The 23,692-nt window shown below is 72.5% G+C and carries 23 protein-coding genes; 13 read left to right on the top strand and 10 right to left on the bottom strand.

Annotation, left to right across the window (positions count from 1 at the left end; translation table 11 throughout):
* Nucleotides 1–128 precede the first annotated feature (128 nt).
* Together IEY20_RS16385 and IEY20_RS16380 are read left to right on the top strand one after the other, a co-directional pair.
* Nucleotides 129–698 (top strand): NUDIX domain-containing protein, encoded by a 570-nt coding sequence (locus tag IEY20_RS16385; protein ID WP_175328670.1) that lies wholly within the window; start codon nucleotides 129–131, stop codon nucleotides 696–698.
* A 27-nt stretch (nucleotides 699–725) separates the two neighbouring features.
* The gene (locus IEY20_RS16380; protein WP_031273843.1) at nucleotides 726–1,694 is read left to right on the top strand and encodes a site-specific tyrosine recombinase XerD; all 969 of its coding nucleotides are present in this window, start codon (nucleotides 726–728) and stop codon (nucleotides 1,692–1,694) included.
* 268 nt (nucleotides 1,695–1,962) lie between these two features.
* Here IEY20_RS16380 and IEY20_RS16375 read toward each other — a convergent pair whose 3' ends face one another.
* Nucleotides 1,963–2,409, bottom strand: a complete 447-nt coding sequence (locus IEY20_RS16375; RefSeq protein ID WP_175328669.1) for a DUF2510 domain-containing protein — start codon at nucleotides 2,407–2,409, stop codon at nucleotides 1,963–1,965.
* A gap of 111 nt (nucleotides 2,410–2,520) precedes the next feature.
* Entirely contained in the window at nucleotides 2,521–3,552 is a 1,032-nt protein-coding gene (locus IEY20_RS16370; protein WP_217504369.1) for an LLM class flavin-dependent oxidoreductase, read from the bottom strand.
* 57 nt (nucleotides 3,553–3,609) lie between these two features.
* On the opposite strand from IEY20_RS16370, the gene IEY20_RS16365 reads away from it, so the two are divergent.
* Complete coding sequence (locus IEY20_RS16365; protein WP_175328668.1) at nucleotides 3,610–3,942, top strand: TraR/DksA family transcriptional regulator; 333 nt, start codon at nucleotides 3,610–3,612, stop codon at nucleotides 3,940–3,942.
* A gap of 117 nt (nucleotides 3,943–4,059) precedes the next feature.
* Nucleotides 4,060–4,518: a TIGR02611 family protein gene (locus IEY20_RS16360; protein ID WP_175328667.1), complete on the top strand. Its 459-nt coding sequence runs from the start codon at nucleotides 4,060–4,062 to the stop codon at nucleotides 4,516–4,518.
* A 21-nt stretch (nucleotides 4,519–4,539) separates the two neighbouring features.
* Here the strand turns inward: IEY20_RS16360 and IEY20_RS16355 are convergent, their stop codons facing one another.
* Entirely contained in the window at nucleotides 4,540–5,814 is a 1,275-nt protein-coding gene (locus IEY20_RS16355; RefSeq protein WP_175328666.1) for an MFS transporter, read from the bottom strand.
* A gap of 100 nt (nucleotides 5,815–5,914) precedes the next feature.
* Between IEY20_RS16355 and IEY20_RS16350 the strand changes: the two genes are divergently transcribed.
* A complete protein-coding gene (locus tag IEY20_RS16350; protein WP_188889321.1) occupies nucleotides 5,915–6,280 on the top strand; it encodes an ArsR/SmtB family transcription factor in 366 nt (121 codons plus the stop codon).
* 134 nt (nucleotides 6,281–6,414) lie between these two features.
* The gene (locus IEY20_RS16345; RefSeq protein WP_229728134.1) at nucleotides 6,415–7,971 is read left to right on the top strand and encodes a DUF7059 domain-containing protein; all 1,557 of its coding nucleotides are present in this window, start codon (nucleotides 6,415–6,417) and stop codon (nucleotides 7,969–7,971) included.
* Nucleotides 7,972–8,042: 71 nt separating this feature from the next.
* Here the strand turns inward: IEY20_RS16345 and IEY20_RS16340 are convergent, their stop codons facing one another.
* Nucleotides 8,043–8,906 carry an NAD-dependent epimerase/dehydratase family protein gene (locus IEY20_RS16340; protein WP_022904994.1) on the bottom strand — a complete coding sequence of 288 codons (864 nt, stop codon included), beginning with the start codon at nucleotides 8,904–8,906 and terminating at the stop codon, nucleotides 8,043–8,045.
* 179 nt (nucleotides 8,907–9,085) lie between these two features.
* Between IEY20_RS16340 and IEY20_RS16335 the strand changes: the two genes are divergently transcribed.
* Complete coding sequence (locus IEY20_RS16335; protein WP_229728133.1) at nucleotides 9,086–10,804, top strand: AMP-binding protein; 1,719 nt, start codon at nucleotides 9,086–9,088, stop codon at nucleotides 10,802–10,804.
* Here the strand turns inward: IEY20_RS16335 and IEY20_RS16330 are convergent.
* A complete protein-coding gene (locus IEY20_RS16330; protein WP_022904996.1) occupies nucleotides 10,794–11,390 on the bottom strand; it encodes a TetR/AcrR family transcriptional regulator in 597 nt (198 codons plus the stop codon). The two genes, IEY20_RS16335 and IEY20_RS16330, sit on opposite strands and share 11 nt — an antisense overlap.
* A gap of 132 nt (nucleotides 11,391–11,522) precedes the next feature.
* Here IEY20_RS16330 and IEY20_RS16325 point away from each other — a divergent pair, with 132 nt between their 5' ends.
* Together IEY20_RS16325 and IEY20_RS16320 are read left to right on the top strand one after the other, a co-directional pair.
* Nucleotides 11,523–12,791: an MFS transporter gene (locus IEY20_RS16325; protein WP_229728132.1), complete on the top strand. Its 1,269-nt coding sequence runs from the start codon at nucleotides 11,523–11,525 to the stop codon at nucleotides 12,789–12,791.
* A 32-nt stretch (nucleotides 12,792–12,823) separates the two neighbouring features.
* Nucleotides 12,824–15,298, top strand: a complete 2,475-nt coding sequence (locus IEY20_RS16320; RefSeq protein ID WP_175328665.1) for a beta-glucosidase — start codon at nucleotides 12,824–12,826, stop codon at nucleotides 15,296–15,298.
* Between the two features lie 504 nt (nucleotides 15,299–15,802).
* On the opposite strand, the gene IEY20_RS16315 is transcribed toward IEY20_RS16320, so the two are convergent.
* On the bottom strand, nucleotides 15,803–16,834 hold the full coding sequence (locus IEY20_RS16315) for an LLM class flavin-dependent oxidoreductase (protein WP_175328664.1): 1,032 nt from the start codon (nucleotides 16,832–16,834) through the stop codon (nucleotides 15,803–15,805).
* A 123-nt stretch (nucleotides 16,835–16,957) separates the two neighbouring features.
* Between IEY20_RS16315 and IEY20_RS16310 the strand changes: the two genes are divergently transcribed.
* Nucleotides 16,958–19,513, top strand: coding sequence for a DEAD/DEAH box helicase (locus IEY20_RS16310; protein WP_175328663.1), 2,556 nt, complete (start codon nucleotides 16,958–16,960; stop codon nucleotides 19,511–19,513).
* Between the two features lie 104 nt (nucleotides 19,514–19,617).
* On the top strand, nucleotides 19,618–19,869 hold the full coding sequence (locus tag IEY20_RS16305) for a DUF6458 family protein (protein ID WP_058725573.1): 252 nt from the start codon (nucleotides 19,618–19,620) through the stop codon (nucleotides 19,867–19,869).
* A 43-nt stretch (nucleotides 19,870–19,912) separates the two neighbouring features.
* Here IEY20_RS16305 and IEY20_RS17225 read toward each other — a convergent pair whose 3' ends face one another.
* From IEY20_RS17225 to IEY20_RS16290, 3 genes are read right to left on the bottom strand one after another with little or no spacing between them, the layout of a single operon-like run.
* Nucleotides 19,913–20,479 carry a hypothetical protein gene (locus tag IEY20_RS17225; protein WP_204620572.1) on the bottom strand — a complete coding sequence of 189 codons (567 nt, stop codon included), beginning with the start codon at nucleotides 20,477–20,479 and terminating at the stop codon, nucleotides 19,913–19,915.
* The gene (locus tag IEY20_RS17220; protein ID WP_022904476.1) at nucleotides 20,479–21,000 is read right to left on the bottom strand and encodes a ribonuclease H family protein; all 522 of its coding nucleotides are present in this window, start codon (nucleotides 20,998–21,000) and stop codon (nucleotides 20,479–20,481) included. Before IEY20_RS17220 ends, IEY20_RS17225 begins: the two co-directional genes overlap by 1 nt.
* Nucleotides 21,001–21,055: 55 nt before the next feature.
* Entirely contained in the window at nucleotides 21,056–21,886 is an 831-nt protein-coding gene (locus tag IEY20_RS16290; RefSeq protein ID WP_175328661.1) for a LysM peptidoglycan-binding domain-containing protein, read from the bottom strand.
* 119 nt (nucleotides 21,887–22,005) lie between these two features.
* Between IEY20_RS16290 and IEY20_RS16285 the strand changes: the two genes are divergently transcribed.
* Nucleotides 22,006–22,344, top strand: coding sequence for a hypothetical protein (locus tag IEY20_RS16285; RefSeq protein WP_022904478.1), 339 nt, complete (start codon nucleotides 22,006–22,008; stop codon nucleotides 22,342–22,344).
* A gap of 177 nt (nucleotides 22,345–22,521) precedes the next feature.
* Entirely contained in the window at nucleotides 22,522–22,743 is a 222-nt protein-coding gene (locus tag IEY20_RS16280; protein ID WP_022904480.1) for a hypothetical protein, read from the top strand.
* A gap of 3 nt (nucleotides 22,744–22,746) precedes the next feature.
* Here the strand turns inward: IEY20_RS16280 and IEY20_RS16275 are convergent, their stop codons facing one another.
* On the bottom strand, nucleotides 22,747–23,565 hold the full coding sequence (locus tag IEY20_RS16275; RefSeq protein WP_175328660.1) for an aldo/keto reductase: 819 nt from the start codon (nucleotides 23,563–23,565) through the stop codon (nucleotides 22,747–22,749).
* Nucleotides 23,566–23,692 lie beyond the last annotated feature (127 nt).

Genomic DNA, 23,692 nt, shown 5'->3' with positions numbered 1-23,692 from the left:
GGCGACGCGAAGCGTCGCGCGGGGCGCGCCGACCGAGCCTGCGAGGGAGGACGGTGCTGGCTCGCACCGCGCCTCCCGTCCGTTGCGGGGTTGCGTCCCTGCCGGACGGGCGTGCTTGGATTGACCACGTGACCGACGCACCCATCGCAGACGAGCCCATCTCCTTCGACGTCACCGACTCCGAGGTCGTGTACGAGGGTGTCGTGTGGAACGTCAAGCGGGACACCGTCGCGTACGGCGACGGCTCGATGGTGCGCGAGTACATCGACCACACCGGCGCGGTCGCCGTGTACGCCGAGGACGACGAGGGGCGCGTCCTCGTCATCCAGCAGTACCGCCACCCGGTGCGGGTGCGTGACTGGGAGCTGCCCGCGGGACTCCTCGACCACCCGGGCGAGGACCACCTCGTCGCGGCGAAGCGCGAGCTCGCCGAAGAGGCCGACGTCGAGGCCGACGAGTGGGAGCACCTCGTCACGTACAACACGTCCTCGGGCGGCAGCGACGAGTTCCTCGAGGTCTACCGTGCGCGGGGGATCCGTGCGACCGCGTCGGCGTTCGAGCGTGAGGCCGAGGAGGCCGACATCGTGAAGCGGTGGGTGCCCCGCGAGGAGCTCGTCGCCGCGATCCTCGACGGACGGCTGCACAACTCCGGGCTCGTCGTGGCGGTGCTGGCCGCGGACGCCGCAGCCCGGCGGTAGCGTGCGCATCGTCACGGTGACCGGGTGATCGCGCTCGACCAGGCCACGGAGTCGTACCTGCGACACGTCGCCATCGAGCGCGGGCTGTCGCAGCACACGGTGGCCGCCTACCGTCGCGACCTCGCGGTGTTCGCCACGTGGTTGGCGGACGCTCCGGTCGTCGACTCCGCGGGCGCGGACCGAGCCGGGGGAGCTGCTGCGGTCGACGACGTCGGACGGCTGGCCCGGGCGGACGTCGCCGGGTTCGTCGAGCACCTCGCGACCCGTCCGGAACCGCTCGCGGCGCGGTCGATCGCCCGGATGCTCAGCTCCGTGCGGTCCTTCACGGCGTTCGCGGCGGGGGAGGGGTGGCTACCGCTCGACCCGGGCACCGCCGTCCGCCCGCCGAAGGCCCCGATGCGGCTGCCGAAGGCGATCTCCGTGCACGACATGGAGCGGCTGCTCGGCGCGGTCGTCGGGGACGATCCGGTGCAGCTGCGGGACCGGGCACTGCTCGAGCTGCTGTACGCCACGGGGGCGCGCATCTCCGAGGCTGTGGGGCTGTCCGTGGACGACGTGCAGACGGAGGACGAGTCCGGGGTCTCCGTCGTGCGCGTGACGGGCAAGGGCAACAAGCAGCGGATCGTTCCGCTCGGGAGCTTCGCCCGGGCAGCGATCGACGCGTACCTGGTGCGGGCGCGGCCGGTGTTCGCCGCGCGGGGTCCGTCGACGCCGGCGCTGTTCCTCGGCGCTCGTGGGGCCAGGCTGTCCCGGCAGAGTGCGTGGCTCGTGATCCAGGCGGCAGCGGCGACGGCGGAGCTCGAGGCGCACGTGTCGCCGCACACGTTCCGGCACTCGTTCGCGACGCACCTGCTCGAGGGCGGTGCGGACGTGCGGGTCGTGCAGGAGCTGTTGGGGCACGCGAGTGTGGCGACGACCCAGATCTACACGATGGTGACGGCGGACATGCTCCGGGACGTGTACCAGACGGCGCACCCGCGGGCGCGGCGGGGGTAGCGGGCGCGCGGGGCGCGCGGCCGGGCGCCCGTGCACCCCGCGCGTTGCGTTGCGTTGTGTGGAGGGTCAGCGCCCAACCGGAGTCCGTCGGCACCGCGGAAGCGCGCGGTGCGGATGGTCTTCGGTTGTGCGAACGACGTCGGCGCCGGGGGCGCGGTCGGCGCCGTGAACGGGAGCGCGGTCGGCGCCGTGAACGGGAGCGCGGTCGGCGCCGCGAGCGCGGTCGCGAGCGCGGTCGGCGCCGGGAGCGCGGTCGGCGCGCGGCCCCTCAGAACAGCCGGAACTGCGCCGACGCGGCGACCGCGGCCGTGGACACCGCGACCACGAGGGCGCTCGCCGCGATGCTCCGCGACAGCACCCGCCAGCCACCGGTGGCCCGCGGCGCGATCACCGCGAACAGGCCGGCGAGCAGCGCGACGAGACTGCACAGCCCGAACGGGTTGACGACGACGGACGCCACGGCGGCGATCGCGGCGACGAGCGTGACGGCGCAGAGTCGACGGGCGGTGCCGGCGCCGGACGCCCACGGGCGAGTGCGGGCGGCGGCGGTCCCCACCGAGAACGACGGCCCGACCGGGGCCACTGCGACGGGCAGGACCGCCTCGGCCCGGGCGGGCAGGGCACGCGTCCCCTCACCCCAGGTGCGCCCGTCCCACCACCGCAGACGGGATGCGTCCTGCGGGTCGGGGAACCAGCCAGCGGCCGGGAGCGTCACGGGGTCCTCCTCGAGGAGACGGAGTTCGGATGGTGCTCCTCGACGCTACGGCAGGCTACGGACCGCAGGCACGCCCAAAGCGGGTGTCGGCAACAAGGGGGACCACTGCGCTCAGGCCGGGACCGGCGCCGCGTCCACCTCCGTGACGACGTCCTTCACCGCCGCGAGCAGCCGAGCGTTGAAGTCGACGCCCAACTGGTTCGGCACGGTGACGAGCACGGTGTCGGCAGCACGGACGGCCCTGTCGGCGGCGAGCTCGGCCACGAGCTCCTCCGGCGATCCGATGTACGAGCGGCCGAAGCGAGCGAGCCCACCGTCGAGGTGCCCGACCTGGTCCTGTCCCTCGACCTGCGCGCGGACGCCGAAGTAGTGCCGCGACTCGTCGTCGACGATCGGGATGATGCTCCGGGAGACCGAGACCCGCGGGGTGCGCTCCCACCCCATCTGCTCCCACGTCGACCGGAAGCGCTCGATCTGCTCGGCCTGCAGCTCGTCGAACGGCACACCGGTGTCCTCGGTGAGGAGCGTCGACGACATGAGGTTCATGCCCTGCTCGGCGGTCCACTCGGCGGTGGCCCGGGTGCCGGCGCCCCACCAGATGCGGTCGGGCAGCGTGTCCGACAGGGGGAACACCGGGAGCGAGCCGGTCGTGCCGGTCATCTGCGGGTTCGCGTTCGCCATCGGCTCCCCGGCGATCGCGCGGCGGAAGACGTTCGTGTGCGACCGGGCGAGGTCCCCGCCGTTCGTGTCGGCCGCGTCGGGCACGTAGCCGAACTGCTGGTAACCGGCGAGAGCGGTCTCGGGTGACCCCCGGGAGACGCCGAGCTGCAGCCGGCCGCCGGAGATGAGGTCGGCGGCAGCGGCCTCCTCGGCCATGTAGAGCGGGTTCTCGTACCGCATGTCGATCACACCGGTGCCGATCTCGATGCGGCTGGTCCTTGCGGCGATCGCGGACAGCAGGGGGAACGGTGCGGCCTGCTGGGGCGCGAAGTGGTGCACGCGGAAGTAGGCGCCGTCGACGCCGACCTCCTCCGCGGCGACGGCGAGGTCGATCGCCTGCACGAGGGCCTCGCGCGCGCTGCGCACCTTGGACCCCGGCACGTCACGCCAGTGTCCGAACGACAGGAACCCGATCTTGGTCATGTCGATGCGAACGCATCCGAGCGCGAGACCATTCCGGCCGGACTACGGTGGTCCGCCATGGACGACCCACGCGCCGCGCTCACTGCCGAGCGGCACCGCAACGAGCGACTCCTCGCCGGCGTGGAGCAGAGCATGCGCGACGTCAGCGACTCCCGGCAGGACGCGAACTCCGACGACGAGCACGACCCCGAGGGAGCGACGCTCGCGTGGGAGCGCGGCTCGCTCGGCGCGGTCCGGGACGACGCCCGCGAACGGATCCGGCTGGTGGACGCCGCGCTCGCGCGGCTCGACGCCGGGACCTACGGCCGCTGCGCGGTCGGTGGGGAGCCGATCCCCGAGGCGCGCCTGGCCGCCGTCCCGTGGGCGGCGACCTGCGTCGCGCACGCATGACGGGCCTCCCGGGCGGGCGCTGACGACGACGCGGGCCGGGAGGCCCGTGGTGCGCCGTCCAGGTCCCTGCCGTCCGCCACGGCGCACTTTCCCAGCCGCGGGCCCTACCGTGCCGACATGGACCGCACACCCGACGAGCGACCCGACGCTGCCGAGCAGCCCGGCGCCGTCGAGCCCGCGACGGCCCGGCACCGCTTCCAGTGGTTCCGCAACCTCCGCGCGTGGATCCACGCGCGCCCGCACGTGCACCTCGTCTACAAGGTGCTCGTCGGGGCCGTGGGCGGACTCGTGGTCGTCATCGGGCTCATCCTCGTGCCGCTGCCCGGGCCCGGCTGGCTCGTGGTGTTCATCGGCCTGACGATCCTCGCCAGCGAGTTCCACTTCTTCCACCGGATCATCACGTGGCTCCGGGCCCGGCTGCACCGGTTCTGGGACTGGGCGAAGGCCCGGGGCCCGCGGTGGCTCCGCAAGGCGGCCGACCGGGGCAAGGCCGACGTGGACGCCGCCCACGCGGACGCCCACCGCAACATGGGCATGCAGGCCCGCGCCCCGAAGCACCCCCGCCCCGGGCACTGAGCGGCCCGACGGGCAGCGAGCTCAGTCGGCGGTCGCGGCGCCCCGGTCCGGGCACGTCCGGACGGAGCCGGTGGCGGTCCGCTCGACGACCTCGGCGGCCTGCTCCTCGACCGCCGCACGCCGGCGTGAGCCGAGCTGCAGCACGAGGGCGACCGCCGCGGCGAGCACGATGAAGGCGCCGTACCCGGCGAGCACGGGCACGAACCCGAACGTCGGCTCGAGGAGCCCGGCGACGACCGCGGGGAGCCCGAACGCCAGGTAGCTGACGATGTAGACGGTGGACAGCAGGCCGGCGCGGTGCGTCGGGGCGGCGGTCGCGAGGAGCATGCGGAGCGGGGCCTGGAAGCCGGCGCCGAACCCGACGCCGGCGATAGCGCTGCCGACGACGAGGCCGGGCAGCGAGTGCGCGAAGACGAACGACACGGTGACGACCGGACCGATGATGAGCGCGACGAGCCCGAGGAGCAGGCTCCGGCGGGTGTCGAGCCGCTGGATCGCCAGGCCCGTGAGCCCGCCGACGCCGGTGACGACCGCGATGAGGGCACCGGCGGCGAAGTGGTCCTCGATGCCGAACACGCTGCGGAGCGCCGACGGCACGAGGGACAGGAAGAGGCCGCCGAGCGCCCAGCTGGCGACGAGCGAGCCGGCCACGCTCCGGAACAGGGTGCGCGACGCCCGCGGCACGGACACCGTGGGGCGGAGCGACCGGAGTGCCCCGGGGCGGCGGGTCACCCGCTCGGGGACGACGACGAGCGCCGCCACGAGCACGAGGAGGAGCGCGCCGAACACGACGTAGACGAGCTGCTCGGGTGCGGGGCCCCACTCGACGAGGGCGCCGCTCGACAGTGCGCCGGTCGCGAGGGCGAACGGCGGGACGGCTCCGTTGAGGACGCCCGCGAGCGCGGGGAAGCGCTCGAGCGAGTGGTCGATGAGCGCGGCACCGAGCGCGCCGATCAGCAGGCCGACCGCGACGCCCTGCACGATGCGGTCGAGGACGAGCGCGCCGAGGCCGTCGGCGCCGGTGAAGAGCCCGAGCGACAGCACGAGCAGCAGGCCGCCGGCGAACAGCACCGGCTTCCGGCCGACGTGGTCCGAGAGCCGCCCGGCGACGAGCATGGTCACGAGGAGCCCGGCGACGTAGATCGCGAACACCGCGGTGAGCATGAGCGGCGTGAGGTGCCACTCGGCCGCGTAGACGGGGTAGATGGGCGACGGGACCGAGGACGACGCCATCGCGGCGAGGAGCACCGCGGCCAGGATCCAGAACCCGGCGACCGAGCGAGCTGACTGCTGCATGAGCACCCTTCCGAGGAGGTCTTGTACGACTGCATTCGTACCGTAGCCGTCTGTACGATGCAAGTCGTACAGGGAGGGGAGCGGTGCTACCGTCTCGTGCATGCCCGCGAACGTCGATGCCCCGGAGCGGCTGCCCCAGCCGACCGTCGCCGAGATGGACCTGCCCGTCGTGCTCGACGCCCTCAGCGACCCCATCCGGCTCGCGATCCTCCACCGGTACCTCGTCGACGCGGCCGGCGGCGTGCGGAGCTGCGGCTGGGTCGGCGTCGACCGGCCGAAGTCCACGCTGACGCACCACTTCCGCGTCCTGCGCGAGGCCGGACTGCTCGAACAGCACCAGGAGGGTCTGGTCCGGTCCAGCCGTGCGCGCATCGAGGACGTGCAGGAGCGGTTCCCCGGCCTGCTCGGCCTCGTGGTCGCGTGGGAGGTCCCCGCCGCCCTCATGCGCGAGGACGTCGCCCCGTGACCCCGGCGAGCCAGGGGAGCCCGGCGAGCCACGGGAGCCAGGGGAGCCCCACGAGCCACGGGAGCCCGGTCGGTCCGTCGCCCCGCCAGCCGCGTACGACCCACCGTCTGCCCACGATCGCGACCGAGCCCGGAGTGACCGCGATCGCCGCCGACCTCGACGCCGCGGGCTTCACGGTCGAGCGGCTCGACTCGCTCTGGGGCGCCGAGGCCGCCGCGTCGCTCCACCGCGGATCGCGGGTGGCCGCGCTGCGTGCACTGGCGTCGCGCGAGTCGTCGCCGCTCGCCACGCTCGCCACGCTCTTCGTCCTCGGGCTGCCCGTCTCGCGTGCCCACGCCGACGCCGCGTTCCCGACGGCCGGTGTCGACCGGGTCGTCGCCGCGGGACTCCTGCGGCTCGACCCGACGAGCTCCGACGACTCCGGGCTCCCGCTCGACGTCGCGGACGTGCTCGTCCACCCGACGGTCGACCTCCGCCCCTACGCGTTCGTCGACGACCTCGGCGCGGGCAGCTGGTGGATCGTGTCCGACCTCGGCGAGCTCGCCCTCGGCACGGCGCTCGGCGAGGAGCACGTCCTCGGCATCGGCGGCGCGACGACCACGCTCTCCGGCCTGCAGCTGCCCGTGCACGTCGGCCGGGTGCTCGACCTCGGCACCGGGTGCGGCATCCAGGCCATGCACGCCCGCCGGTTCGCCGACCAGGTCGTCGCCACCGACATCTCCCGCCGAGCGTTCGACATCGCCCGCTTCAACGTCGCGCTGAACGGTCTCGACGGCATCGAGTTCCGACTCGGCTCGCTGTTCGAGCCCGTCGCCGGGGAACGCTTCGACCGCATCGTGTCGAACCCGCCGTTCGTCATCACGCCCCGGCGCGAGGGCGTCCCGGCGTACGAGTACCGCGACGGCGGCATGGTCGGCGACACCCTCGTCGAGACCGTGCTCCGCGGGCTCGAGGAGCACCTCGAGCCCGGCGGCACGGCGCAGCTGCTCGGCAACTGGGAGTACCGCTGGGGGTCCGACGGGCTCGAGCGGGTGAGTTCGTGGTTCGCCGACGCCGAGCTCGACGTCTGGGTGGTCGAGCGGGAGCGTCAGGACCCGCCCGCCTACGCCGAGACGTGGATCCGCGACGGCGGCACGAAGCCCGGCACGGCCGAGTTCGACCAGCTCGTCGACGCCTGGCTCGACGACTTCCGGGACCGTCGGGTCACGGGGGTCGGCTTCGGCTACGTCGTGGTGCGCCGTGCTCCGCACGACACCGACGTGCCGGGAGGCACGCCCCACCTCCGCCGCTTCGAACGCGTCCCCGAGACGCTCGGGTCCAACCCCGCCGGACTCGGCGCCACCGTGGCGCGCGCCCTCGACGCGGCCGCCTGGCTCGCCGTGCACGACGACGCCGCGCTCGCCGCGGCGCACCTCCGGGTCGCGGGCGACGTGACCGAGGAGCGCGCCTACTGGCCCGGCAACGACGACCCGACCGTGATGACCCTCGTGCAGGGTGGTGGGTTCGGCCGTCGGGTCGACGCGGACACGGCGCTCGCCGCGTTCGTCGGGGCGTGCGACGGCGAACTCTCGGTCGCGGCCATCGTCGGCGCGATCGCCCAGATCACCGGCGTCGACGAGGCCGCGCTCACGGCGGACCTGCTGCCGCGGGCGCGGGACCTCGTCCTCGACGGGCTGCTGCTGCCGGCCTGACCCGGCTGGCCGCCGGGGCCCGGCCGATCGTCGGGACCCGCCCGGCGTGTCCGAGCCGGGCGGCCGGCGGCTCAGGCGCGGTGGTCGCGCCAGCTGTGCTCGGGCACGAAGCCGAGCAGCTCGCGGGCCTTCTCGCTCGACAGCAGCGAGCTGACGCCGTCGATGTCGCTCCGGCGCTCGATGTCCGGGACGAACCGCTCGACGAGCTCGATGGTCGGGGTGTCCATCACGGTGTCGGTGTTCGCGATGACGAACGCCTCGAACCCGGTCAGGTCGGCCTCGAGCGCACGGCGGACCGCCTGGGCGCCGTCCCGCGAGTCGATGTACGACCACAGGTTGAAGGTCTTCGCTTCCGGGGTGGCGTCCCACGGGAACGACGGGTAGTCGGTCTCGTCCATCACGTTCGAGAACCGCAGGCCGATCATCTTGAGCTCCGGGTCCCACCGGGTGAAGTGGCGGGCCATCTCCTCCTCGACGGCCTTGCCGAGCGAGTACGAGGACTGCGGGCGGACCGGGAACTCCTCGTCGACCGGCAGGTACGGCGGGTGGTGCTCGCCCATCGGGATGCCGAGCAGGGTCTCGCTCGACGCCCACACCACGTTCTTGATGCGCGCCTGACGAGCGGCGTGGAAGACGTTGATCGACGACGTGACGTTGTTCGTGATGAGCGCCACGTCCGGCACCTGGCCGGGTGCGGGGACCGCGGCGAGGTGCACCACGGCGTCGACGTGGTCGTACCGGTCGTCCACGCCGAGCAGCACGTTCAGGACCTGTCCGTGGTCGGTGAGGTCGGTGCGGATGAACGGCACCCGCTCGGGCTTGTCCGGGGACGGGACCCGGTCGACCAGCACCACGTCGTACCCGTGCTCGTCCAGGTGCCGGACCACGGCCCGTCCGAGCTTCCCGCTGCCTCCGGTGACCACCACGCGTGTCATCGCGTCTCCTCTTCGTCGAGTGTTCGTACCGGACCATCCTGCCCGCCGAGGGGTGGACGCAACCAGGCACGGACGGTACCTGTCCGCCGGACGCTCCACGGGCCTCCCGGCCGGTGCGCGTGAGCGTGCCGCACCCGCTCGGTCAACGACGGCGCAGCGTGATCGGGCATGATCATCTGGTGTCCTCCCCCGACGTGACCGCCGCCTTCCGTGCCGCCCGCGACCAGCTCCTCGACGCGCCCTCCGCCGCGGACGCCCGCGCCGGGTTCACCTGGCCCGACGTCGGCGAGACGTTCAACTGGGCCGACGACTGGTTCGACGTCATCGCGCACGACAACGACCGCACCGCGCTCCACCTCGTGGACGCGGACCGTGACCGGCGTTTCAGCTACGCCGAGCTCGCGGCCCGGTCGGACCGCCTCGCGGCGTTCCTGCACGCGCACGGCGTGCGCAAGGGCGACCACGTGCTGCTCATGCTCGGCAACCAGCTCGAGATCTGGGAGACGATGCTCGCGGTCATGAAGGTCGGCGCGGTGATCCTCCCGACGACGACCATGCTCGACACCGCCGACCTGCAGGACCGCGTCGACCGCGGTGCGGTGGCGCACGTCGTCACGAACGCCACCGAGACCACGAAGTTCGACGACGTGCACGGCGGGTTCTCGCGCATCGTCGTCGGCGGGGCGGTCGACGGCTGGACGACCTACCCGACCGACCTCGGCGAGCCCGCCCCGGCGGACGAGGTACGACCCGTCGTCCGTACGCGGTCGACCGACCCGTGCCTGGTGTACTTCACGTCGGGGACCACGTCGAAGCCGAAGATGGTCGTGCACTCGCAGACCTCGTACCCGGTCGGCCACCTCAGCACGATGCACTGGATCGGGGTCCGGCCGGGCGACGTGCACCTGGCGATCAGCTCGCCGGGATGGGGCAAGCACGCGTGGAGCTGCTTCTTCGCGCCGTTCATCGCCGAGGCGACCGTCTTCGTCCACGACACCCCGCGCTTCGACCCGGTGGCGCTGCTCGCCGCGCTCGACGAGCACGGCGTCACCTCGTTCTGTGCCCCGCCGACCGCCTGGCGGATGCTGCTGCAGGGCGACCTCGGAGCACGGCCCCGGGCACTCCGCGAGGTCGTCTCCGCGGGCGAGCCGCTCAACCCCGAGGTGATCGCGCGGGTGTCCGACGCGTGGGGCCTCACGATCCGCGACGGCTACGGCCAGACCGAGACGACGGCGATCATCGGCAACCCGCCCGGCGCCCCGGTGACCCCCGGCGCGATGGGCACCCCGCTGCCGGGCGTCGAGGTCGTCCTCCTCGACCCGCTCACCGGCACGGAGGCCGACGAGGGCGAGATCTGCCTCGACCTCGCGGAGCGGCCGGTGAACCTCATGTCGGGCTACCTCGGCGACCCCGCCCGCACCGACGACGCGATGCGCGACGGGTTCTTCCACACCGGGGACATCGCTGCGCGTGACGCCGACGGGCAGCTCACGTTCATCGGCCGCACCGACGACGTGTTCAAGTCCTCGGACTACAAGGTCTCGCCGTTCGAGGTCGAGAGCGCCCTGCTGCAGCACCCGGCCGTCGCCGAGAGCGCGGTCGTCCCGGCCCCGGACGCGGCCCGGCTCAACATCGTCAAGGCGTACGTCACGCTCGCCGCAGGCTGGGAGCCCGACGCCGACACCGCCCTGCAGGTCCTGCAGCACGCCCGAGCCGTGCTGCCCGCCTACGCCAGGGTCCGCCGCGTCGAGTTCGCGGAGCTGCCGAAGACCATCTCGGGCAAGATCCGCCGCGTCGAACTGCGGGAGCGCGAGGAACGCGCGGCCGCGAGCGGGGCGCCGGCCGAGGGGGAGTGGCGCGAGGACCGGTTCCCGGAGCTCCGGTCGGTCAGCCGCTGACCTTCGTCGCGGCCTGCGTGATCGCCAGCGCCGCGACGAGCTCGACGTGCTCGGCCATGTCCCGCGTCGGGTCGTAGAGCCACTGGATCTGCATGCCGTCGGACACCGCGAGCATCACGCTGGCGAGCGCCTCGGCGTCGACGTCCGGGCGGAGCCGACCGTCTCCCTGCATCTCGCGCAGCTGTCGGGCCATCGTGGTCCGGCCCGTCTCGTACCGCTGCTGGAAGTAGGCGTGTGCCGCGTGCTCCGGGTCGGTGGCTGCAGCGGCGGACAGGTTGACGAACATCTGGACGAGCCCGGGGACCTCGGCGTTGTGGCGGACCACGGCGGCGAGGAGCGCGGCCGGGTCCGAGGCGTGCCAGTCGTGGGCGTCGTCGATCTCGTCGCGGCGCTTGAGGACCTCGACCCAGAGCTCGTCCTTCGAGTCGAAGTAGTGCAGCAGCCCGGCCTGGGTGAGCCCCACGGCGTCGGCGATGTCCTTGATGCTCGTCCGGCGGAAGCCGTTCACGGCGACGAGGTCGAGCGCGATCGAGAGGATCTCCTCACGCTTCGCGATGCCCTTTGCGTACGAACCCCGTCGTGCCATGCGGTGACCATACCGCTCGGTGGGGACCGGTAAAACCAACTACAAGTAGGTTTTGCGTGCTACCGTGGGCGCAGCCGCCGAGGAAGGCGTGCGAGTCACCGACGACGGTGGCGTACCCGGAAGAAGGACCCAGTGGCCAACGACGCCCTGACCATGGCCGACACCCCGACCGCAGTCGCCCCCACGCACGGTCGCGGCAACCCGCTGATGTACACGCTCGGCATGCCGATCGCGATGTTCGGCCTGTTCATCGCCCTCCTGCCGCCCGTGCTGGTCGCGATGGCGCTCAAGGTCGCCGAGATCGCGCCGCAGGACCAGGCGGGCGTGCTCGGCACCGCCCTCGGCATCGGCGCGTTCGCCGCGATGGTCGCCAACCCGCTGGCGGGTCGCTTCAGCGACCGGACTGCCGGGAGGCTCGGCATGCGCCGTCCGTGGATCATCGGTGGCACGGTGCTCGGCTTCGCAGCCCTCGTCGTCGTCGCCACGACGTCCTCCGTCGTCGTGCTCGTCGTCGCCTGGGGCGTCGCGCAGGTCGCGTACAACGCCACGATCGCGGCGCTCACCGCGGTCATGCCGGACCACGTCACGCGCTCGCAGCGCGGTCGCGTCGCCGCGCTCCTCGGACTGGCGCAGAACCTCGCGCTGGTCGGCGGGACGTTTCTCGTGCAGCTCTTCTCGACGTCCGCCACGCAGATGATCGTCCCCGGGGCGATCGGATCCGCCGTGGTCGTCCTCTACGCCGTGCTCTTCCGGGACCGCGTGCTCGTGGACCGGCCGACGTCGAAGCTCGGCGTGGGCCAGCTCTTCGGCTCGTTCGTGTTCAACCCGGTCAAGCACCCCGACCTCGGTTGGGCCTGGCTCACCCGCTTCATGATGGTCGCGGCCCAGTACACGGCGGTCTCGTACCTGACGTACTTCCTGCGCGACGACATCGGGGTGAACGAGGCGAACCTCGCCAACGCGGTCTTCCAGGGCACGCTCTGGAACGTCGTCGGCATCGTCCTCACCTCGCTCGTCGCCGGGTGGCTTTCCGACCGGCTCGGACGGCGGAAGCTCTTCGTCGCGGTCGCCGGCGTCGTCGGGGTCGTCGGCCTGGTGCTCATCGCACTGGCGCCGTCGCTGTCGACGGTGCTCGTCGGCGAGTTCGTGATGGGCGCCGGCATGGGCGTCTTCTACGCGGTCGACCTCGCGCTGATCACCGACGTCCTGCCCAGCGACGAGGACAACGCGAAGGACCTCGGTGTCGTGAACATCGCCCAGGCGCTCCCGCAGTCGATCGTCCCCGCGGCCGCCCCCGGTGTGATCGCCCTGACCGGCGGCTACAGCGGCTTCTTCATCACCGGAGCGGTGGTCGGCCTGCTCGGCATCGCCTCCGTCTCCCGCATCCGCGGCGTGCGCTGACGCTCGCCGACCGACGAAAGGACCCACCCATCGTGACCGAAACGCAGACCGTGAGCACCGCCTCCCGTCCGCTCACCGAGCGCATCGAGGCGCTCCTCGAACAGCTGACGACCGAGGAGAAGGTGCAGCTGCTCACCGGACGTGACTTCTGGACGACCTGGCCGATCGAGAAGATCGGGCTGCGCCGCATCCTCATGTCGGACGGACCCTCCGGCGTCCGTGGCGAGGTGTGGGACGAGCGCGACCCGTCGCTCAACCTCCCGTCCGCGACCGCGCTGTCGGCGAGCTGGGACCGGGCGATCGCGAAGCGCTACGGCGCCGCCGCTGCGGTCGAGGCCCGGCGCAAGGGCGTCGACGTGGTCCTCGGACCGACCATCAACCTGCACCGCTCGCCCCTCGGCGGCCGCCACTTCGAGGCCTTCAGCGAGGACCCGGTCCTCACCGCGGTCCTCGCCGCGTCCTACGTCGAGGGCGTGCAGGAGAACGGTGTCGCCGCGACCCCGAAGCACTACGTCGCGAACGACTACGAGACCGACCGCTTCACCGCCTCGACCGAGGTGTCCGACCGGGCGCTCCGCGAGCTCTACCTCCTCGCGTTCGAGAAGGCCGTCACCGAGGCCCATGCCTGGGCGATCATGTCGTCGTACAACGCGATCAACGGTGTCACCGCGTCCGAGAACGACCTCCTCGAGACGCCCCTCAACTCCGAGTGGGGCTTCGACGGGATCGTCGTCTCCGACTGGACCGGCGTGCGCTCGGTCGACGCGGCCACGGCGTCCCAGGACGTCGCGATGCCCGGGCCGAACCCGTGGTGGAGCGAGGGGCCGTTGCTCGCCGCCGTGCGGGACGGTTCCGTGCCCGAGCACGCGATCGACCGCAAGGTCCGCCGCATCCTCACCCTCGCCGCCCGTGTCGGTGCGCTCGAGGGGTTCGAGCCCGTCGCCGCGCAGCCCGTCCACGTGGAGGACGGTGTCGCGTTCGTCCGTGAGGCCGAGGCCGAGGGCACGGTCCTCGTCCGCAACACCGGCGTCCTGCCGATCGACCGGGCCGCCGTGTCCCGCATCGCCCTCATCGGGCACAACGCCGACCAGGCCCGCAGCCAGGGCGGCGGGTCGGCCACCGTCGTGCCGTCGCACGTGGTGACCCCCGTCGAGGGCATCCGCGCCGCGTTCCCCGGCGCCTCGGTGGACTACGCCATGGGTGCGGTCGTGCAGGAGGGGATCGCGGAGTTCCCGCTGTCGACGATCACGAACCCGTCGACCGGTGCGCCCGGCGCCCGGGTCGCGTTCGTCCGCGACGGCGCCGAGCTGTACGTCGAGGACCGCCGGGCCACCGCGCTGTTCTGGTTCGGCGGCGACGCCCCGACCCGTGAGGCCGACCGGCTCGACATCACGACGACCTACACCGCACCCTCGACCGGCACGGTCCGGATCGGCATCGGGGCCACCGGGCACTCCCGGATGTGGATCGACGGCGAGCTCGTCCTCGACGAGGTCGTCGGCTCGGAGGGTGACCAGCTCGGCGCGGCCTTCCTCAACCCGCCGGCGCGCTCGGTGCCCGTCGAGGTCGAGGCGGGGCAGCAGCTCGCGATCCGCATCGAGTACGACGTCGTGCAGGACGAGACGCTCGGCGGGGTGCTCGCGTACCAGTTCGGCACCGAGCCGAGCGACGCCGACCCGGCCGTCCTGATCGAGGAGGCCGTGCGGACCGCGGCCGGCGCCGACGTCGCCGTGGTGGTCGTCGGCACGAACAGCAAGGTCGAGTCCGAGGGCTACGACCGCGACTCGCTCGCGCTCCCCGGGCACCAGGACGACCTCGTCCGGGCCGTGGCCGCCGCGAACCCGAACACCGTCGTGGTCGTCAACTCCGGTTCCCCGGTCGAGATGCCGTGGCGGGACGACGTCGCCGCGGTGCTCCTGACCTGGTTCGGTGGGCAGGAGTACGGCAACGCCCTCGCCGACGTGCTGACCGGTGCCGCGGAACCCGGCGGACGACTCCCCACCACCTGGCCGGCGACGCTCGAGGACACTCCGGTGTCGAACGTCACCCCGGTCGACGGCGAGGTCGCCTACGACGAGGGCGTGCACATCGGCTACCGGGCCTGGCTCCGCGCGGGCACCGAGCCGGCGTACCCGTTCGGCCACGGCCTCGGCTACACGACGTGGAGCATCGACGGTGTGGCCGCGACCCCGACCGTCCGCGAGGGCGACGCCGTGATCGTCACCGCGACCGTCGCGAACACGGGCGACCGCGCCGGCAAGCACGTCGTGCAGGTGTACGCCTCGCGGGCGGAGTCGATGGTCGACCGGCCGGTCCGCTGGCTCGTCGGGTTCGCACCGGTCCGCCTCGCTGCGGGCGCCTCGACCGAGGTGTCGATCGAGGTCCCGGCGCGGGCGTTCGCGCACTGGGACGGTGCCTGGGCGTACGAGCCCGGCTCCTTCACGCTGCACGTCGGCGCGTCCGTCGTGGACGTGGCCGGCACCGCGACCCTCGAACTGGAGCAGTGACCCCATCCGGAATCCGCACCACGCGGCGCCTCGTTCAGTAACATGGATCCGCGTGTTCCGGCTGGTTACCGGTCGCGTACACACCATCAACGGCGTCGACGTGTGAGCGAGCCGGTCTCCTGATCCGATCGGTCAGCCCCGATGACGCCGGTGTGTCAGGATGCGTCCCCGCGCTCGCGCGGGGACGCATTCGTCGTTCCGAGGCGCTCTTCCGGGGCGTCGCGGTGGTCGTGGTCGCGGCGTTCGCGGTCGAGTGGGTCGCACGGATTGTCGGGTCGGCGTCGCGACGGTGAAGAAGCTTCACCTTGTCGGGCCGGAATCCGCAGACTCGGTGTGACAACCCGGACGCCGAGTGCAACGATGGGCAGACCATCCCGTGCGGATCAGGAACGGGATGGTCATCCGGCCGGGGGCCCGGGGAACTCACCAGCCCGACACGGGCCCCGCCGGATGCCTTCCGGCCGAGCGTCCGCGGCGCGGTCAGCGCACGACAGCCGCCCGGGATCAGTCGGCCGTGCGGAGCGCCGGCGCGATCTCCTCGGCGACGATCCGGAGGATCCGCTCGTGCGATGCGGCATCGCCGTTCGCGGGCAGGGTGATCACGAGTTCGTCGGTCGACGCCACGGCCGGGTCGGCGAGCAGCGCGTCGATGATCTCCGCCACCGAGCCGGACAGGACCTTGCTGAAGCGGAAGGGCGGGCCGGAGTGGGGTCGGCCCTCGTCGTCCATCCCGGAGGCGTAGCCGGTCAGGAACTCCTCGTGCACCGCCCGGTCGTGGTCGTCGAGCAGTGGGACGACGATGCGCCCGACCGCGACCTTCGGCGTGCGGCCCGTGTGCTGGCCGGCGGCCTGCAACTCGGCGAAGCGCTCCCGGTAGGCGGTGATCTGGTCCGCCTGCGCCTCGGCGAACGGGGCGCCCGTGTCCTCGGTGTTGAGCGTCGAGCAGTGCAGCAGCAGGCCTTTCTCGGCGGTGCGGACCGCGGTGCCCAGGCTGCCCCCGCCCCACCACACGCGGTCGCGCAGACCCGGGCTGAGCGGCTGCAGCGCGAGGTCCGCTCCGGCAGGGATGCTCTCGTAGCCCTTCCCGGCCGTGCCGAGTGGCTCGCCCTGCAGGACCTCGAGCAGCCGGGCGGCGCGCGTCTCGGCCTCGTCGCGGAAGCTCCGGTCGACTGCGCCGAACACGGGATCGAGGATCGGCCCGTACCCGGCGATGCCCGTGCTGATCCCGAGCTGCACACGGCCGCCGCTCAGCAGGTCGACGGTGCTGGCGTCCTCCGCGAGCCGGACCGGGTCCTCGTACCGCATGCCGAGGACCGCGGTGCCGAAGCCGATCGTGCTCGTCCGCTGCGCCGCGGCGGCGAAGAACGTCATCGGGCTCGTCAGGAACGGTTCGAAGTGGCGACCGCGGACCCACCCGGTGCCGTAGCCGAACGACTCGGCAGCGGCGAAGAGCCGCAGGCCGTCCTCAAGCGCTCCAGCGGCACCTGCGGTGACACCGTGGTTCGGGACGAAGGAGAGGAAGCCGAGTTCGCGCATGTCGCGAGTCTATGCGCGCGTATGGAGCAGGGTCTGCGGCTCGGCACGATCCGGACTGGAGGCGCAGGGCGGGCCCGCACCGCGCCTCCCGGCCGCCCCGTCCGCACCTGGGAGGATGGACGCATGACCGACGTCACCACCCAGCCTCCGCTCGTCGCCGCCCTGCCGGCGGCGGTCGACGGTGTCGTCGACCCGGACGCCGTCTACGAGGCGTTCGCCGCGTGGGCCGCCGATGGCGGCCGTCCGCTGTACCCGGCGCAGGACGAGGCGGTCATCGAACTCGTGTCGGGCGCCAACGTCGTCCTGTCGACCCCCACCGGCACCGGCAAGTCGCTCGTCGCGGCCGGCGCCCACTTCGCCGCGCTCGCCGAGGGGAAGCGGAGCTACTACACGGCGCCGATCAAGGCCCTCGTCTCCGAGAAGTTCTTCCAGCTCGTCGACCTCTTCGGCGCGCAGAACGTCGGCATGGTGACCGGCGACTCGAGCGTCAACGCGGACGCCCCGATCGTGTGCTGCACGGCCGAGATCCTCGCGAACCTCGCGCTCCGGCAGGGCCCCGACGCCGAGGTCGACGTCGTCGTCATGGACGAGTTCCACTTCTACGGCGACCCCGACCGCGGGTGGGCGTGGCAGGTCCCGCTGCTCGTGCTGGAGCGGGCGCAGTTCCTCCTCATGTCCGCCACGCTCGGTGACGTCACCACCATCGCCGACGACCTCTCCCGACGGACCGGACGGCCGACGGCCCGCGTGACCGGCGTCTCGCGGCCGGTGCCGCTGTCCTACGAGTACGTCATGACGCCCGTGCAGGAGACCGTCGAACGGCTGCTCGAGGAGGGCAAGGCCCCGGTCTACATCGTCCACTTCGCCCAGGCGGCCGCGCTCGAGCGGGCGCAGGCGCTCCTCTCCGCCCGCGTCGCCAGTCGCGAGCGTCGCGACGAGATCGCCGCGGCCATCGCGGGCTTCCGCTTCAGTGCCGGGTTCGGGCAGACCCTCTCCAAGCTCATCCGCGCGGGCATCGGCGTCCACCACGCGGGCATGCTGCCGAAGTACCGGAGGCTCGTCGAGCAGCTCGCGCAGCGGGGACTCCTGCCGGTCATCTGCGGCACGGACACCCTCGGCGTCGGCATCAACGTGCCGATCCGCGCCGTGCTGTTCACCGGCCTGACGAAGTTCGACGGGACGAAGATGCGGCAGCTCTCCGCACGCGAGTTCCACCAGATCGCCGGACGTGCAGGCCGCGCCGGGTACGACACCGAGGGCGACGTCGTCGCCGAGGCGCCGGAGCACGACATCGAGAACGCCCGCGCGATCGCGAAGGCCGGGGACGACCCCAAGAAGAAGGGGAAGATCAAGCGCAAGAAGGCCCCGGACGGGTTCGTCTCGTGGGGGCAGGCCTCCTTCGAGAAGCTCATCGCGGCCGAGCCCGAGCCGATGGTGTCCCGCATGCGGATCACGCACGCGATGGTGCTCTCCGTCGTGGCGCGCGGCGGTTCCCCCTTCGAGGACGTCCGGTCGCTCGTGTTCGACAACCACGAGCCCCGGGCCCGGCAACTCGCGATGGCCCGGCGGGCACTCACGATCGCGCGGACGCTCATCAACGCCCAGGTGATCGAGAAGGTCGACGGCGAGTACCGGTTGACGGTCGACGTCGCACCGAACTTCGCGCTCAACCAGCCGCTGTCGCCGTTCGCCCTCGCCGCGTTCGAGCTGCTCGACCCGGAGTCACCGACCTACGCGCTCGACATGGTGTCGATCGTCGAGGCGACCCTCGACGACCCGCGGGCGATCCTCGCGCAGCAGCAGTTCAAGGAGCGCGGCGAAGAGGTCGCCCGCATGAAGCGCGAGGGCATCGAGTACGAGGAGCGGATGGAGCTGCTCGAGGAGGTCACCTGGCCCAAGCCGCTCGACGAGCTGCTGACGGCCGCCTACGAGGCCTACGCCGCCGAACAGCCGTGGGTCCTCGACTTCCAGCTCTCGCCCAAGGCCGTCGTCCGGGACATGTACGAACGCGCCATGACCTTCGGCGACTTCGTGCGGTTCTACCAGCTCACCCGCTCCGAGGGACTCGTCCTCCGCTACCTGTCGGACGCCTACCGCACCATGCGCCAGACGATCACCGAGGAACAGCGCACCCCCGAGCTCGACGACCTCATCGAGTGGCTCGGCGAGGTCGTCAAGCAGACCGACTCCTCGCTCGTCGACGAGTGGGAGGCGCTCCTCAACGGGGACGTCGCGCTCGCCGAGGCCGAGCACGAGGAGATCGCGCCGCCGCAGCCCGCGCGGCTCACCGGGAACGTCCGCGCCTTCCGCGTGCTCGTCCGCAACGCCCTGTTCCAGCGGGTGCTGCTCGCCGCCGCCGACGACGTGGACGGGTTGGCTGCACTCGACGGCGCGGCCGGGTTCGGGCGCGACGCGTGGGACGACGTGCTCGAGGAGTACTACGAGGAGCACGACGCCATCGGCACCGACGCCGACGCCCGGTCGATGCAGTACCTGCAGCTGTCCGAGGGGTCCCGGACGTGGCGCGCTCGGCAGACGTTCGCCGACCCGTCGGGGGACCGCGACTTCGGGTTCTCGGCGACGATCGACCTCGACGCCTCCGACGAGACCGGCGAGGCCGTGGTGCGGGTGACCGAGATCGGCCGGTTCGACGGGTGGGCCGAGGTGGACGTCGACTGACGCCGGCCCGTGTCCGTGCCGGGGAACGTCCACCGGGGCGTCCGGGTAGGTTCGGCGGCAGCCCGCGCGCCGTCCGGCGAGCGGGCCCGTCGAGAGGACCTGCCATGCGCATCGGATCGAGCATCGCCCTGATCGTGATCGGCGCCATCGTGGCGTTCGCCCTGAACATCCAGGTCGCCGGGGTCGACCTCCGACTGATCGGCTACATCCTGATGGCTGCCGGCGTCGTGCTGCTCATCATCAGCCTCGCGGTGGCGTTCGGCGGTCGCCGCACCACGACGACCACACGGAGCGGGATCGACCCGGCGTCCGGCGAGCAGATCACCCGGCAGGACCGTCGCGACGGGACGTACTGACCCAGCGCCCGGCCCGACCTCCGGCCGCGCGACCGCTCCGACGTCAGCGGCCGGAGGTCGTGCGCAGTGCGGCGAGCAGGGCGTCGGCGTCCGCGACGTCGTACAGCGCGAAGTTGCCGCGACCGGACGTCAGGTCGAGACCGGTGTTCGCGTACTGCCGGACCGATTCGCTCCCGTTCAGGAACAGGGTGTCGAGGTGGCTGATGTCGTCCCACTCGACCGTCACGTGTCCCTCCGTGCGGTCGACGTACCAGTCGGTCCGTCGTGCGTCCGTCTCGCGCGTGGTGCGGCCGTTGGTCACGAGCACCCGACGATCGGTCACGGCGTAGACGTCCGTCCGCTTCCGGTTACGCTTCACGAGGAAGCGCCCACCGAGGACGTGCAGTCCGAGCAGCAGCAGGGCTGACAGCGCCACGAGCACCGCGGGATGCGCGGACCCGATGGCTGCGCCGACGAGCCCGGTCGCCACGAATCCGGTCCAGAGCGCGCCGAACGGGATCAGGAAGCGGTCGGCGTGGACGAACATGCGACCGGGATCGCTCCGGCCCACCCAGAGGAGTTCCTCGCCGTCGTGGAGGCGGGACTCGACCAGGTGCCGCGCCTCCTGCATCAGAACAGGGTCGCGGGCGGGGTCGCCTCGGGCAGCGGCTCGGGCTCGGTGACCTCGACACCCGGCCAGCCCGGACCGTGGGGGACCTCGGTGCCGTTCTGGTAGGCCGTCGCGGCACCCCGGGCACGGACGTCGGCCGCCTCGTTCATCTCGTGGCCGACGTGGCCGCGGACCCACTCGAACGTGACCTTCCGCCCCTGGAGCTCGGCGTCGAGCTCCTTGATGATCTCCACGTTGAGCACGGGCTTGCCGTCGGCCTTCCGCCAGCCCTTGCGCTTCCAGCCCGCGAGCCACTCGGTGCACGCCTTGATGGCGTACTGGCTGTCGCACAGGATGTGCAGCGGTTCGCCGGTGTCCTTCGTCGCGCGGAGCAGCTGCAGCACCGCGGTCAGTTCGCCCTGGTTGTTCGTCGCCTTCGGCCAGCCACCCGCAGCCCAGCGGTCGTCGTCGACGTACCAGGCCCAGCCGGCGGGGCCGGGGTTGCCGAGGGCGGAGCCGTCTGCGGCGGCGACGATCGTCACGATGGGACCTCCAGGTGGTGCGGGTGCTGGACCACCGTAACGGAGGCCGGAGACGTCAGCGGTTCGCGGGGGAGACGTTGAGGACGTCGTTCTCGGCGAGCCACCGGTCATCGGTGAGCTCGAGGTAGGGGTTCATCCACTCGAACTGCTCCGGTGTCACGCCGAACCGCTTCGACACGGTGATGAGCTCGTCCCCGTGGGACACCCGGTACCAGGTGGGCGTGCCGTCGACGTCCTGCACGGTCCCGTAGGCACCCGGGCCGGCCTCGCCGACGGTCACCCGGAGGTGCGGGTACGGGTTCGGGATGTTCCAGTCCAGCGCCCCGACCGCGAGCACCGAGCCGATCCACGGGCGCTCCGTGGCGAACCCCTCCGACGGGTCGACCCCTGCGACCGGGACGAGGACGACGCTCGCGAGGTAGTCCGGTCGTGGGCCGGCGTCCAACGTGTAGGAGTCGGGCGGACCGGCCCCGGTGTCCCACGCCACACTGCCCCGGACCACTCCGCCGTCCCCGTCCCCCCAGTGCGCCGTGCGGTGTCGGAACTCGATGCTCATGGGCTGCGGGTTCGTCGTCCGGTAGTCCGACAGCTCCGCGGCGAACACCCCCTCGGCGCGCTGCACGACGCGGACGTGCAGGCTCGTGTCACCCGACTTCGAGACGACGTCGGTCTCCGCGGCGACGGTGCCGACCGGCAGCACGGACGTCGGGGTCGGCGTCGGCACCGGCTCGGCCGTCCCGTCCGTCCATCCGTCGGGTGCCGCCGCAGCGGTCCGGTTCGGCACGGGCACGGCGTCGTCACCGCCGAACAGCGAGCAGCCGCTCAGCGCCAGCACCGCGGCCGCCGTCGCGCCGAGCACCGCGATCGTCCTGGTCCTGCGTCCCACGTCGTCCCCCCTCGCCCCGACCCTAGTGGGACGGGGACCGGACACTCGTGCGGCGGGAACCGGATGACGGTCATCGTGACCGAACCGTGCCCGGAGGCGCGCGGCCTACTGTGCAGCGCATGAGCGACAGCATCCCCGACGTCCCCGGCCCCGAGCACTCCGACGACCGCGCCCGCACCGACGAGCTCCGCGACGCCGCGCACCACGAGGGCGCCGACGGCCTCGACGACCGCACTCAGCGCGCGGCCGACACCTCGTACAGCCCGTCGAGCGAGCGGGAGACCGTCGCCGCGCAGACCGAGCAGCGCGACGACGCCGACCTCCGGGCGGACGGGATCGACCCGTCGCGCGTGGTCGCGGCTCCGGGCACCGGCGGCGCGGACGACGCGGGCGACGTGGAGCCCGAGCCGGGCGACCTGAACCTGCCGTGGCAGTCCGAGGAGGACCGGACGGCCTGAGTCGCTCCGCGGGCTGGTCCTCCAGCACCGGCGAGTAGCGTCCGCCGCATGCCGGTTCTCCCGTGGACAGGGCGCGGTGAACATCGCCTTCGCCGTAGTCCTGACCGCGGTCGCCGTCGCGATGGAGGTCCTGTTCGTCCGGAACCTGCGCCAGCAGCTGGCTCGGCGGAGGGGTGAGTGACCGCGGCGACGTGGTTCGGCATCGGTGCGGTCGTCGTGGCGCTCTGGGGGGTCACGATCGCCGTCTTCAACCGCTGGGCGCAGTCGATCGGCGGCGATCAACTCATGAACGGCAAGCCGCTGACGCCGCGGTTCGTCCGTGTCATCGGCATCTTCCTCGCCGTGGTCGGGACCGGGATCGCGGTCCTCGCGTTCAGCGGCGTCCTGCCCGAGAGCTGACCCCTACGCCACGCTGTCCGGGTGCGACCCCGTCCGCTGCCCGGACTCGAGGCCGGCGATGGCCGCGAGGTCGTCCTCGGAGAGCGTGAACCCGTCCACGTCGATGTTGGACCGGATGCGCTCCGGCGTCACCGACTTCGGCAGCACGACGACCCCTTGCTGCACGTTCCAGCGGACGAGCACCTGGGCGACGCTGACGCCGTGCGCCCCGGCGATCGCGGTGAGTACCGGTTCGTCCACGAGGCGTCCCCGGCCGAGCGGCGACCACGCCGCCGTCACGATGTCGTGCTGCGCGTGGAAGGCCATCAGCTCGCGCTGGGGCAGCCACGGGTGTCGCTCGACCTGGTTCACGGCGGGCACCTCGCCGGTCTCGTCGATGATCCGCTCGAGGTGCGGCACCTGGAAGTTCGACACCCCGACGCTCCGCGCGCGGCCCGACTCGCGCAGCTCGACGAGGGTGCGCCAGGTCTCGACGTACCGGTCGTTCGCGGCGGCCGGCCAGTGGATGAGGTAGAGGTCGACGGCGTCCAGTCCGAGCCGGTCGAGGCTCGCGTCGAAGGCACGGAGGGTCGCGTCGCGACCCTGGTGGTCGTTCCACACCTTGGTGGTCACGAAGACGTCGTCGCGGTCCAGCCGGGAGGCACGGATCGCCTCTCCGACGCCGCGCTCGTTGCCGTACATCTCGGCCGTGTCGACGTGGCGGTACCCGGCGTCGAGCGCCGTGCGGACGGCGACGGCGGCCTCGGCGTCGTCGACCTTGTAGACGCCGAAGCCGACGGCGGGGATGCTCCGGCCGTCGCGGAGGGGGAGGGAGGTGACCATGCACCCATCCTGCCGATGGTGGCGGGCGGGTGTCGTGCCTCCAGGCCGGGGTCCACGCCACGTGCTCGACGGGACACGCGACGTTCGACTCGCGTGTCGTCGCGACGCGCGCGTTCCCCGACCCGGG

The organism is Curtobacterium luteum, from assembly GCF_014646995.1.
GTDB classification, from domain to species: Bacteria; Actinomycetota; Actinomycetes; order Actinomycetales; family Microbacteriaceae; genus Curtobacterium; species Curtobacterium luteum.
Note: the sequence above shows the minus strand (reverse complement) of the source record. Positions and strands in the feature narration are given on the sequence as shown.